General features: G+C 53.3%; 10 protein-coding genes and 1 pseudogene. 2 read left to right on the top strand and 9 right to left on the bottom strand.

Going from position 1 to position 12748, the window contains the following annotated elements:
* Positions 1-2: 2 nt before the first annotated feature.
* On the bottom strand, positions 3-524 hold the full coding sequence (locus NT073_RS05555) for an AraC family ligand binding domain-containing protein (RefSeq protein WP_297369999.1): 522 nt from the start codon (positions 522-524) through the stop codon (positions 3-5).
* A 219-nt stretch (positions 525-743) separates the two neighbouring features.
* Between NT073_RS05555 and NT073_RS05550 the strand changes: the two genes are divergently transcribed.
* Both NT073_RS05550 and NT073_RS05545 read left to right on the top strand, forming a co-directional pair.
* A complete protein-coding gene (locus NT073_RS05550) occupies positions 744-1487 on the top strand; it encodes a substrate-binding domain-containing protein (RefSeq protein WP_297369989.1) in 744 nt (247 codons plus the stop codon).
* A 121-nt stretch (positions 1488-1608) separates the two neighbouring features.
* A complete protein-coding gene (locus NT073_RS05545; RefSeq protein WP_297369985.1) occupies positions 1609-2268 on the top strand; it encodes an MBL fold metallo-hydrolase in 660 nt (219 codons plus the stop codon).
* Between the two features lie 35 nt (positions 2269-2303).
* Here the strand turns inward: NT073_RS05545 and NT073_RS05540 are convergent, their stop codons facing one another.
* The 8 genes and pseudogenes from NT073_RS05540 to NT073_RS05505 all read right to left on the bottom strand — a co-directional run bounded on the left by NT073_RS05540 (position 2304) and on the right by NT073_RS05505 (position 12729).
* The gene (locus NT073_RS05540) at positions 2304-3440 is read right to left on the bottom strand and encodes an efflux RND transporter periplasmic adaptor subunit (protein WP_297369978.1); all 1137 of its coding nucleotides are present in this window, start codon (positions 3438-3440) and stop codon (positions 2304-2306) included.
* Between the two features lie 96 nt (positions 3441-3536).
* Positions 3537-6803, bottom strand: coding sequence for an efflux RND transporter permease subunit (locus tag NT073_RS05535; protein WP_297369971.1), 3267 nt, complete (start codon positions 6801-6803; stop codon positions 3537-3539).
* A 12-nt stretch (positions 6804-6815) separates the two neighbouring features.
* Complete coding sequence (locus tag NT073_RS05530) at positions 6816-8240, bottom strand: TolC family protein (RefSeq protein ID WP_297369968.1); 1425 nt, start codon at positions 8238-8240, stop codon at positions 6816-6818.
* Positions 8241-8294: 54 nt separating this feature from the next.
* Positions 8295-8570 carry a hypothetical protein gene (locus NT073_RS05525; RefSeq protein WP_297369965.1) on the bottom strand — a complete coding sequence of 92 codons (276 nt, stop codon included), beginning with the start codon at positions 8568-8570 and terminating at the stop codon, positions 8295-8297.
* 133 nt (positions 8571-8703) lie between these two features.
* Positions 8704-10098, bottom strand: a complete 1395-nt coding sequence (locus tag NT073_RS05520; RefSeq protein WP_297369960.1) for a HAMP domain-containing sensor histidine kinase — start codon at positions 10096-10098, stop codon at positions 8704-8706.
* Positions 10099-10124: 26 nt separating this feature from the next.
* A complete protein-coding gene (locus NT073_RS05515) occupies positions 10125-10796 on the bottom strand; it encodes a response regulator transcription factor (RefSeq protein ID WP_297369958.1) in 672 nt (223 codons plus the stop codon).
* A gap of 111 nt (positions 10797-10907) precedes the next feature.
* Positions 10908-12158, bottom strand: coding sequence for a divalent metal cation transporter (locus NT073_RS05510; protein ID WP_297369956.1), 1251 nt, complete (start codon positions 12156-12158; stop codon positions 10908-10910).
* A gap of 37 nt (positions 12159-12195) precedes the next feature.
* Positions 12196-12729: pseudogene (locus NT073_RS05505) on the bottom strand (fasciclin domain-containing protein).
* Between the last annotated feature and the right edge of the window lie 19 nt (positions 12730-12748).

Genomic DNA, 12748 nt, shown 5'->3' with positions numbered 1-12748 from the left:
GGTTAATCGGGTTGGTAGCGGGCTGTATCGGCCAGCAGCCGGTCCAGGCAGCCCAGCAACGGCCGCAGCCGACCGGTGACCCGCTCCGGCCGGTTAGCCCCACTCGCGTGGCAGACGGCGTGAAGCTGTCCGAAAAGCTGGTCGAGCAGCCCCAGCCGGAAGTCGGTCGGGGGCAACGACCAGCGGCAGGCCGTCGGGTCAGCTGGCTGGTGGCCCGGCGTTGGGCGGACGAAGAGTAGATAAGCGCGGGTGTTCTCATCCATCGTCCAGCCCTGCACCTGGCCGGGTCGCACGTAATAGAGTTCCCCGGCCTGAAGCAGACAAACCTGCTCATCGACGGTTTGTACGACGGCCCCGGCCACGACCAGTATCAGCAAGTGGTAGGGCTGCGGGTAGGCTTCCCGGCGACTGGGACCCGCCGAGCCATCGTGGCGGATGAGGTGAACGGCGTCGAGCGAAGGCTGGCTGTCAGGCGGCAGCAGCCAGCAGCCGAACGGCTGGGCTTGCGTGGCTGCGCTAGTCATGGATAGGGAGTTAAGAATCTCATAATCAAACAGTTTTAATTAATCTTTATTCATTAATCAGGATAAAGGTCCACCAATTTGACTACCCGTGCCAATCACCATTCGTAAGGGGCCATTCAGAAATAGCATGAACATTACTGAGCGGGCGGGCGCACCTTTGCCCTCGAATAGGGGGTAAGTTCATGCCGTATTTGCCCACATAGAAACCATCAATCGTCTATGAAAACCCTGTTAATTGCCCTGCTGATGACGACACCCCTGCTGACTGATGCACAAACCACGACCGACACGCTGTACGTTTACGGCCCCGGCGGACCACTGGGTCCCATGAATGAATGCGCTGCCCTGTTTGGTGAGCAAACCGGCCACCCGGTTAAAGTAATTGCTGGGCCCGAAGCCAACTGGCTCCCGCAGGCGCAGCAGCGGGCCGACCTGTTCTTTGGTGGCTCGGAATATATGCTGACCCAATTGACAGCCGCCCACCCCGATCTGATCGACGCCGGTAGCCGCACGGAACTCTACCGCCGGGCCGCCGCCATCCTGGTGCGGCCCGGCAACCCCAAAGGCATCAAGACCCTGCGCAATCTGACCCGCCCTGGCATTACGCTGCTGGACGTCAACGGAGCGGGGCAACTAGGGCTGTGGGAAGATCTGGCCGGGCGGCAGAAGCTGATCGGCAGCATTCAGGCCAACATCGGACAGTCGTTTGCCAATTCAGCACTGGGCATTGCCGCCTGGAAGCAGGACAGCCGCTACGATGCCTGGATCACCTACGCGTCGTGGCACAACCGGCTGACGGCTGAGACGGACCTGGTGCAGTTGCCCGCTACGGAAACGGTTTACCGGGGCACGCCCGTTGCCCTGAGCAAAACGACTCGCCAACCCGCTATAGTCCGGCAATTTGTCGATTTTCTGCGCTCCGAAACTGGGCATGGAATATTTAAAAAATGGGGCTGGGACTAAACTCAGCCATAACTTATTCCGCCTGTTTACAGTCACAGCAGCCCAACAATTCTGGCTTCTCCGGGTATACACTATCCGTAGTAATCTCATCAATCAGGTTTTTGCGTTTATAAAAATTAATATGACCATTACCAAATACATCCACTCCTGCTTGCTGCTGGAAAAAGACGGGCAGCAACTCTTATTCGACCCCGGCAAATTTTCATTCATTGAGGGCCTGGTTAGCCCCGACGAGTTCGCGAACGTATCCTATATTATCATTACCCACGACCACCCCGATCATCTGGATGTACCGGCTTTAAAACAGATTGTTAGCGTAAGCCAGGCCCAGGTTTGGTCGACGGGAGAGGTAGCGGAAAAACTAAAGCCGGAAGGCATTGCGGTAAATGAAATCCGGGAAGGAACTTTCCAGCTAGGTCCATTCGCGCTGAGGGCGATTTCTGTACCGCACGAACCAATTCTGGACAATAAGCTGCCCATGATGTTTGCTTTTTTGATTGACGAATATATTCTGAACACGGCCGATTCATTGGATGATAAGCTGTTGACGTATAAAGGTGTAGATTTATTGATGTTGCCTGTTACGGCTCCTTTCCTGACGGAACTGACGGTCGCACGTTTTACGGAACGGTTGCAGCCAAAACAGATTTTACCCCTGCACGACGGCTATATCAAACCATTTTTTGTAACCCAGCGCTATGATAACTACGAACCCTATTTTGCGAAGCGGGGCATCCATTTTCACCGGTTGGAAAAGCCCGGTCAGGGAATAACCGTCTAATTCACGGAAAGGATTTTCGTCTCGTAACAGGCACCTTACCGGGCGGATACCTCCGCGGAGGAACTCGCTACCGTTTGGATGGCCATATTATCCCGAATGTCATCTGATCCTTTTACCACGACCTGATCCGTCGCTTTGAGGTTACCAATTACTTCGATCTGATTGTTTGATTCATTACCGGTTTGTACGGTTACCCAATGCGTTTTTCCGTTTACCACGGTAATGACATAACTACCCTCCATGGAAACGACGACAGCTGATTTGGGTACGTATAAGCTTTTACTTTGCCGCTGGACCGGAAAACCGACCGTGGCGTACATACCCGGCATGAGCTGCAAACCTGGATTCTTCACCTCGATTTCAATGAGTTCCGCCCGTACGCTCCGCTCAACATTATAGGAGATGCGGTTGATCTTCCCCGTAAATACTTTCCCAGGAAACGCGCTAACGGAATAGGTAACCGGTGTATTCTGGCGAATCTGACCCGCGTATACTTCTGGAACGGTCACCTGTAAGCGCAGGCGACCAATTTCTTTCAGCTTTAAAATGGGCTGTGCATCTTTCTGGGTTGGTCCTACCAGCGCCCCAGGACTCAGGACACGTTCCGTAACCACCCCGTCGAAAGGAGCCGTTAACTGTAAATACTGCTTAATCTGGCGAGCGCTGGCAACCCGCTGTTGTTGACTGGTTAGATTGGCACTGTCACCCATAACGATGGCCAGCGCCTGATCCAATTCCTGGGGGGCCACAGCACCGGCTGTTTTGGCCGCCTGGATCAGTCGCCGGTAATTGCTTTGGCTGATGGCGAGTCTGCCTCTGGCCGCTGTCAAGTCTGATAGGGTTCGACTTAAATCCGATTCCAACTCGGGCGCTTCCATCACCGCCAGTTGTTGTCCCCGGTGTACTTTATCCCCCACATCCACGGGCATACGTTTTATAAACCCGTTGACTTTAGCGAAGAGCGCAACATCATAGAAGGGCAAAAATTCACCTGGCAGTGAAAGTTGTTTCGCAACTGATTCGACCGAAACTGGCACTAGTTGGTACGCAGCCTGATTAGTAGCCTCGGACGGTTCTTCAGTTGTTTTCTTTTTGCTTTCATCTAAGGAGCAGGCTGGCAAAAGAACGGTCATGCTGACCAGTAGTAAACCGTAATAACGTATATTTTTCATAGTAGTAGTTGCCTTTGGCGCCCGGCCCGAGTTTCGGAAGTTCGGGTGTCACGGACCGTTCGGGATAACCCGATTGAAAGCCAGGCGTTGGGCAGATTAGTTAGGATGCGTAGTTAAAAGCTGTTTTTTTAGCGGGTCAACGCCGTCATAAAATTCACTTTCTTCATCGTTAGGATTCAGTGAGGACGATTTAACGGAGGCTTTGCGTTGGACACTGGCAAAAATGACGGGCAGAATCAGTAAGGCCGCAAAAGCGGAGAAAAAGAGGCCACCGATAACGGCCCGGCCCAATGGTGCCGACTGGTCGCCCGCTTCCCCCAGCCCGGAAGCCATTGGAATCATTCCAGCAATCATTGCCAGGGAGGTCATCATGATCGGGCGCAGACGCATACTGCCTGCCGTTAGGGCCGCTTTGGTAGCGTTGCTGTAGACCAGCCGCAATTGCTCGGCGTTGGTAATCAGCAAGATTGCGTTGGCCACCGATACCCCGACGGACATGATAATGCCCATATAGGATTGCAGGTTGAGTGTACTACCCGTCAGGGTAAGCAGCCCTAACGAACCCGCCAGCACCGCCGGGATGGTTGACAGCACAACAAAGGCTACACCGAACGATTGGAAATTGGCCATCAAAACCAGAAAAATAACGATAATGGCTAGCCCCAACCCCATTTGCAGACTGCCCAGTGTTTCGCGTAAGAGCTGAGCCATGCCCTGTAAGTCAACGACAGTCCCTTTGGGGGGAGCCCCTAACCGATCAATTATCCGTTGCACGTCGCGGGTAGCCGTACCCAGGTCTTTGTTGAAGATATTAGCCGACACGGTCACTAGTCGCCGGGGACCGCTGCGGTCGTACTCGCCCGGTACGGTCGTTCGACGGATCGTAGCTACGTCGCCCAGCGTTGGTCGAAGCTGACCTTTCACCAGGGGAATGTTTTCCATGTCTTCGGGGGAGCTCATCTCGTATTCGGGCAATTGCACCTGTACCTGATAGGCATAACCCGTTTTTCGATCCAGCCACAGATTTTTGGCCGTGAACCGACTCGATGAGGTGGCGGCTACCAGGCTCTTTGATATATCATCGGCGGTCAGACCGAACTGAGCCGCTTTGATCCGGTCGAATTGAATATCCAGGGTGGGGTAATTCAGGGGCTGTTTGATGCGAATATCCCGCAGGTACGGAATGGATTTAAGCCCATCCTGCAACCGTTTGGCGTAGGCCTGGCCATCTTCCAGGTTTTTGCCCCCGACCTGCACCTCGATGGGCGTAGAAGCGCCCTGGCTCATGATTTTATCGGTCAGCTCGATGGGTTCGTACGAAATACCTACGCCCGGCAGTTGTTTCTTGACCTCGGCCCGCAGCTTATCCCGCAGGGCGTCCATATTGCCGGTATAGCCTTCGTTCAACGCTACCTGCACGGTCGCTTCGTGAGGTCCAGCGTTAAACACATACAGGTTACTGGTCCCGTAACTGGAAGGGGTCATACCTACAAAGGCCGAAGAAATAGCTACGTTTTCCTTGCCCACCAGTTGCTCGATGATACTCAGCACCCGTTGCACCCGCTCTTCGGTTCGCTCGATGCGCATGCCCTGGGGGGCAATGACCCGTACCTGAAACTGCTTTGCGTTGCTCTTAGGCAACATATCCTGACCGATATGCATAAATAGTAGTCCCGCTAATCCAAAGGTTATCAGGACGTAACTGCTAATCACCAGTGTTCGATGCCGTAGCAATAATTCGACCAGTGCTATATACCGAGCTTTGAATTGTTCAAACCCTTTCAGCTCGGTTTTGCGATTCTTCTCGAATTTAGTATGGTGCTCAACCTCAGCTAATTCCTGGTTATCCAGCACCTGTACAGCCGCCTCGTGCTCGCCTTCTTGGTGGACTTTCATCCACCAGTTCGACAGCACCGGCACCAGCGTTAGGGCCAGCAGAAAGGCCACGATCATGGCAAACCCGATGGAAAGGGATAGGGGTAGAAACATCGCTTTGGGAACGCCACTCATCAAAAAGGATGGTGCAAACACGGCCAGGATACAGATCAGTATCAAGAACTCCGGGAAGGCAATTTCCAGACAGGCATCATAAATCGCCCGCGCCTTAGACTTGCCCATCTCCAGATGCTGGTGAATATTTTCTATCGTTACGGTTGCTTCATCGACCAGAATGCCAATGGCCAGGGCAAGTCCCGATAGGGTCATAATATTGATAGTCTGACCAGCCGCATTGAGGAGCATGACCGCTGCCAGAATAGCCACAGGAATGGTCAACACCACAATCAGCGAACTGCGCCAGTCGCGTAGGAAGAGCAGGACGGTCAGACCCGTCAGGACGGCCCCGATAATGCCCTCGCTCATCAGGCCGCTCACGGCGTTGGAAACATATACCGACTGATCGAACTCGTAGCTGAGCCGGACATCGTCGGGCAGTAGGCTTTGCATCTCGGCTAGTTTGGCTTTCAACGCTTTCACTACGGCCATCGTCGAAGCGTCCCCGGTTTTGGTTACTGGGATGTAGACGGCCCGCTTGCCGTTGACCAGCGCGTAGCCCACGGTCTGGTCCGCTGCGTCGTTGACCGTGGCCACGTCACCCAGCAGGACGGTTGGTCCCGCACCCATTTTCAGAGGGATTTGGGCAAATTCACTGACGGTATTGATGACGGAGTTCGAGGGCGTCATGTAGGCATAGTCCTTCATCCGCACCACCCCGGCGGGTGAAATCTGATTGGCCTTCACCACCGACTGCACAATCTGGTCGGGTGTCAGGGCGTAGGATTGCATCTTGGCCGGATCGACTTTGATGACCACCGTTCGCTCATTACCGCCGAAGGGCGGCGGGGATGAAGCGCCGGGGATTTTAGCTAGCAGGGGCCGGATTTTGGTCGAGGCCAGGTCCTGAATGTCGGAAAGCGAGCGGCTCTTGGAGTTAAATACCAATTGACCCACCGGGAGCGTGGAGGCATCAAAGCGAACGACGACGGGCGGTTGCGAACCGGGGGGCAAGTACGACAGTACCCGGCTCACCTGATTGGCGACCTCCCCGGCCGCCTGGGCCATGTTGGTGTTCTCATAAAACGAACATTTCACCAGGGTCAAGCCCTGCACGTTTTTGACGTCTACGTCTTTTACCCCGGAAACGTACAGCATCTGGTTCTGATACCGGGTCGCGATAAAGCCTTCCATTTGGGAGGGCATCATACCGCCGTAGGACTGGGCGATGTAGATGGTTGGTGCGTTGAGTTTGGGAAAGATATCAACGGGAATGTTGAGCAGTGCCATCACTGAGAACACCAGGATTCCCAGCACCAGGACCACAATCGTGACGGGCCTAGAGAGCGCAGAAGCAATGAGTTGATTCATCCGAGTCAGGGGTTATTTTATGGTCAGTTTAACGAAATCCGCCAGATCACCCTCCGCAGCCGATTTGAGCAGCAGCGCCCGCCAGACATTGTTGGTGGTCACGAACTGATCGATCTCCGCCCGGTTGAGCAGCGTAAACGCCTGGGTGAATTCGTACACGTTCGACAACCCGGCGGAGTAGCGGGCCTGGGCCTGCTGGTAAGCGGCCTGCGCAGCTCCCAGCTGGAGCGGAGCCTGCCGAGCGGCTTCGTAGGCGTTTTGGATTTGGAGATCGGCCGTTTGCTGCTGGGACCGGATACTTAATAATTCCTGATTGTAGCGGTATTGATCGCCCTGCGTCCGCAACTGCTGAGCTTTGGTTTGTTGCCGTGTTTGGAACACGTCACTAAATCGCCAGACCGTACTCACGCCCACAAAATAGTTGGCTACGCGAAACGGCAGGCCCGCTCCTAGAGAAGCGTTATAGATGAAATTACCCTCCGGGGTAGTATTGTCACTGATGCCCGATCCCCGTGCCCAGAATGCACTATTCAGGGCGATAGAGGGTAGGTACGATTTGCGAAAGGCTTCGGCTTTCGCCTGGCTAAAATCAATCTGTCGCCGGTAAAAAGCCAGCACGGGATGATTGGCGAGCTTCGCTTCCGAGTACGTAAAATCGGGTGGTACAGACGCCTGAAACGTGGCCGTATCCAGTTGGAAGATGGCACCGGGAACCCCTATGTATTCGCCCAGTTGCACCCGCTGCTGCTGGGCCATCCGTCGACTTTCGATAAGCAGGAGCCGGGCTTTCGCCAGTTCGGCATCCGCCAGCACACTATCCACGCCGGGTCGCCGTCCCGACCGGGTATTAGCCTGCATGACCGTTCGGAAGGCCGCAATCCGGGCCAGGTTAGCCGCCTGCACCTTAACCGTTTGGTCGATAATTAAGGCGAGTAAATACGCATCGGCCACACGAACCTGGTGAACGAATACTTCCTGCTGGTAGTCGGCACTGGCCCGTTGAATAGCCAACTTAGCTAAGGTCAGTTCGGCTTTATTACGACCAAAGGTGATGGCTCTCCAATTAATATTTAATGAACTCAGACTACCCCAGACGGCGTCTGCCGTTGGCCCATTGGCTTTTACCCCACTGGAGACGGAGTTGGTCGTGCCTTCATTGGGAAAGGTGGCCCCCCGCACGTTGTTGGACGTGGCATACAGGGCCTGAGCCTGAAACGACGCAGCAGGCAGATAGCTGGCCCGCTGGGCAGCCAGATCAGCTTGAGTAGCCTGGATTTCAGTCTGTTTATTTTTGATAGACGGGTAATTCTGTACCGCTAGATCAACGGCTCTGGCCAGCGACAATACGGAATCACCCGGAACGGATTGAGCCCACAGGGCAATGGGCCTAAGCACCGTTAGCGAAATAAGCAACCAGCTAAACATAGATAATCTCATAACGAATCAGGTAAGTCCTAAAAATGAAAGGAAACAGGAAGTAAGCCGTATAAATCAGGGGCCTGGCTGAGTCGAAAAGGTTGAGAAGGTATGAGCGCTTGGCTGGTGCTTGAGGCAGGCAATGACGCTGTCTTTGCGGGTGTTCTCCCAACTGCACCTGGACAATTGCTGTTGTAGCTGCGCAGCCTCATTTGGGGCCTCAATGGTCTCCGAATCCGGTGGCCAGTGGACACTCTGATGATAAAGCTGATAAACATTCACACCCAGCGAAGCCAGCAAGCCGATGCCCAGGATGATGGCTAAAAAGTTGATGGAAACGCGCTGCTTCATAACCCAGACGTTGACGTATGGCTACAAAGATGAAGCGGTGAGATTAGAGCTTTCTTAGATGCAGATTAGAATTCATTAGAATTGGCAGATGATCGGAAGCAGTTTAAATAGCCTAAACATTGATGCCTGTAAATCAGTAGATTATCGTTGATTTAACATTCAGGGCGGGCAAGTCAATGGTTACGGTCGTCCCCGTTGTTGGATGGGACGCCAGGCTAATGGTGCCCCGGTGCCGTTGAACAATCTGTTTGGTAATCGCCAGACCAACGCCAAATCCTTCGGCTTTATCAGCGTTTCTACCCCTGTATAATGGCTCGAAAATATGGGGTAAGTCGGCAGATGGGATGCCTACGCCCTGATCCGTGACGGAGATTTGATGTAGGGCTTCATCCGGCAGCGTAAAGAGGTTGACCTGAACGGGCTGTTGGGAGTATTTACAGGCATTATCGATGATATTTTGCAACGCTGTCGTGAGCAGGATTTCGTTACCCGTGACCACGAAAAAATCATCATCCGGTAGCTGGCCGAATTGGAACGAGACACTGCAGCCGGTTCGTTTACGCTTTACCTGACCAATAGCCGTCATGACGCATTCATCCAACCGCACTGGCGTCATGGCTAGCGAGCCGTCACTCGTGGTCGCCAGTTTTAATAAACTGTTGGTTAGGCCAACGAGCTTAGTGAGTTCCCGCATGGCTATTTCCATACTGGCCCGATAATCGGCGGGATCAGTGTCATACTGATGGGACGTTTCCAGCGTACCTAACACCGTCGTTAAGGGCGTGCGAAGTTCATGCGATGCATGCGAGACGAACTGCCGCTGGTTCTCGAACGTCGTTCGAAGCTGGGTCAGGAGTTGATTGAAGGTCATAGCCAGCTGGGCAATTTCATCCGTTTGATTGCCTTCGTTCAGCCGCAGCCGCAGGTGATCATCCGAAACGGGCTGAACAGCCCTGACCGAATTGACCATGTTGGCCAGGGGTCGTAAGAACCGGCCCGCGAAGTACCAACCCGCGACCAGAATGAGCAAAAAGCCCCCCAGGTTGGCCACCAGCAGTATTGTAAACAGGTTTTGTTGTTTGGCGTGACCCAATCGGTCGTAGCCTGTCACGAAGATAGGATAGCGCTGACCCTGGTCTAAATACAAAATCCCCGCCCCCTCGTTGCGGTTGATGGTGAACTGCAGGGTTGAATCGCGGGTCAGGGCCGGAATAAATTGGGCTTCTTTTTGTACGTAAGTTGGCAGTTGATTGGTAAAGATAACTCGTCCCTGCTGATCAAAGATGGTGATGTGTTCTTCGGTTAATGTTTGCAGATCCGTTGCGTTCAAGGCCCGGTCGGGTACGCCCTCCCTGGAATGCCGTGAAATCATGACCCGCCCAAACAAACGGGCCTTCCCCAGCAAACGGACCGTGAATCCTTGCTGCCGGTATACCGAATAAAACGTGTACACAAAACTGGTAAAGGCCAATTGGATCGCCAGTACGATGGCGGTAAAAAGCAGGGTTAGTTTGTGTCGGATCAGCATAATTACCGGCCAGCTAGTACGTGCGGTTACGATTCGTGGAGTGAATAGCCCATGCCAATGACCGTGTGCACCAGCTTGGGGGAGAAGTCCTTATCAATCTTTTTGCGCAGGTAATTGATGTACACGTCAATCACGTTGGTGTTGGAATCGAAATCGGTTTCCCAAACCCGTTCGGCTAATTCGGCGCGGGAAATAATCTTGCCTTTGTGAAGCAGCATGTATTCCAGCAGCGCAAATTCTTTGGAGGTTAACTCAATGCGTTTCTGGGCCCTGGTGACCACCTTGGTCGTTAGGTTTAGGGTTAAATCCGCCAGGCGAAGCTCCGTTGTATATCGCAGCTCATGACGCTTACTAATGGCCCGGATACGGAGCAGGAGTTCCTGAAAGGCAAAGGGCTTGGGCAGGTAATCGTCCGCGCCAGCATCGAATCCTTTCACCTTGTCGGCCAGGCTATCCAGTGCGGTAAGCATCAGCACCGGCATCCGCTCGTTTTCCCGCTTAATCAACTGGCATAGCTCAAAGCCGTTGATTGACGGCAAATTGACGTCCAGAATCACAACGTCATATTCATTTTGCTGGAAGAGTTGCCGACCCACGTAGCCGTCGTAAGCTACGTCGGTGTTGAATGATTCGGCTTCTAATCCTTTTTTGATAAACGAGGCTAGATTAGCTTCATCCTCAACGAGTAATACGTTCATAACCGATTAACAGATAACCTGAGAAAGTGGACATAATCTACTAACCGTTTACCTGATCATTTGGCTAAAAACCTGGCTAGTATCCGTCACCTTTTATGTCTCCAATGGCTATCAAAACTGTAAATAAAGCAATAACAAAGCGGCTACGGTCATCAGCCCGAAAGCTGACCAGCCCAGTAGATTCGTGCGGCTGCTGTTAGTGAACTCCCCCATGATGAGCGTATTGTTACAGATGCGCAGAATAATAAAAATCAGGACCGGAGCCGTTAGCCCATACCCAATCGCGGTCCAGATTAAGGCCTGAATCGGACTGATGGACAGAAAATCAAGCGATAGACCAATCAGTAGGGAGATGATCATGGTCAGGTAGAATCCCTTTGCCTGACCAAAGCGCTTACTTAATCCGTGATCCCAGCCAAACGTTTCGGCCATCATGTACGAAAGCGACCCCGCCAGCACCGGGATGGCTAAGGCGCCGGTACCAATGACGCCCAAGGCGAAAAGCCAGTAGGCATCCTCGCCCGCTAACGGTTCGAACGCTTTGGCGGCCTGGTCGACCGTATCGATGTGGTGAATGCCCGCCTTGAACAGAACCGTTCCCGCCGAGAGGATAATAAAGAACATGACCACGTTGGAGCAGAGCATACCGAAGTTTACGTCGGTTCGCATCGAATTAATGACCCGCTTATCGACCAGGACAGCGGGTGATATCAATTGCCGATTCTCGACTTCCATGGAGGCCTGCCAGAAAAACAGATACGGCGAAATCGTCGTACCCAGAATAGCGACCAGCATACTGGCAAAATCTTTGTCCAGATGAATCGTTGGCAGGATCGTACTGCGGGCAATGAGTCCCCAATCGGGATGGGTTAAAAAGGGGATTATCAGGTACAATAGCAAGGTAAGGCAGAGCCATTTCAATACCGAAGCAATGGTCTCGTACGGAAAGTAAATGATAATGCTCATCAGGAAGCCAGTAAAGAACACGTTGAACGCGGCCGTAGGAATCCGGGGAAACAGCAAATGCGCTACCGCCCCCATACCCGCGATGTCGGCCCCGATGTTGAGCGTAATGGCCGGAAAGCTAATGAGAATAACCAGATACAGCACGCGTCTGGAATAATGCTGCTTGATGACGCCCGCCAAGCCCTGGGCCGTGACGATGCCAACGCGGGCGCACATTTCCTGAACGGCAGCCATCAGGGGGAAGGTGATCCAGGCGGTCCACAGCGTAGCCAGGCCAAATTGAGCCCCCGCCTGCGAGTAGGTTGCAATACCCGACGGGTCGTCATCACTGGCGCCGGTGATAATACCAGGCCCTAACTGGCGAAACGCTCGCCACAAATTAATCAATCGTTTCATCGGTTGCCAAGTCAGATAAATCCCCCAAAAACTCTTCTTAGTTCACGTTCCGCTGGAGCACTTTGTTGATGGAGTAAACTACCCCGTTTGTAGCCCGTACGTCAGCCTGAATGACATCCGCGACGTTCCCGCGCCCATCTTCAATCGTTAAGTCGCTCGCTTGTTTGTGCACAACCAGGATTTGTCCCGTCAGATTGGTTAGGGTTTGACCGTCTTTGAGTTGGTCTGAGGTGATTCGACCTTTCACGACATGGTAAGCCAGGAACCGGATCAGTTTTTAGTGACTTGACGGCAGCAGTAATTCGCTCAGCAGGTGATCAGGCAAATCGGTAAACGCGGCATTAGTGGGTGCAAAAACGGTGTAGGCGTCTTTACCCGCTGCCTGCTGGATCAACCCCGCTGCTTTCAGGAGTTGTAGCAGCGTAGTGTGCTCGGGTGACAAAGCTGCGCTGAGGGCCAGATTCTTTCCGGTTACTACGCCACTCGCCGATAGGGTAGAGTTGAGTGTATCCTGGCCCACTCTGGAAGGGGATACCTGAGCCCTTGATTGGCTTACTGGTAGCGTTAGCATCAGTAGCGCTGTGATGAGA

Source organism: Spirosoma sp., from assembly GCF_026391055.1.
In the GTDB taxonomy this organism is placed as follows: domain Bacteria; phylum Bacteroidota; class Bacteroidia; order Cytophagales; family Spirosomataceae; genus Spirosoma.
The sequence above is the reverse complement of the archived record's forward strand: the minus strand, read 5'-3'. Positions and strand labels throughout refer to the sequence as shown.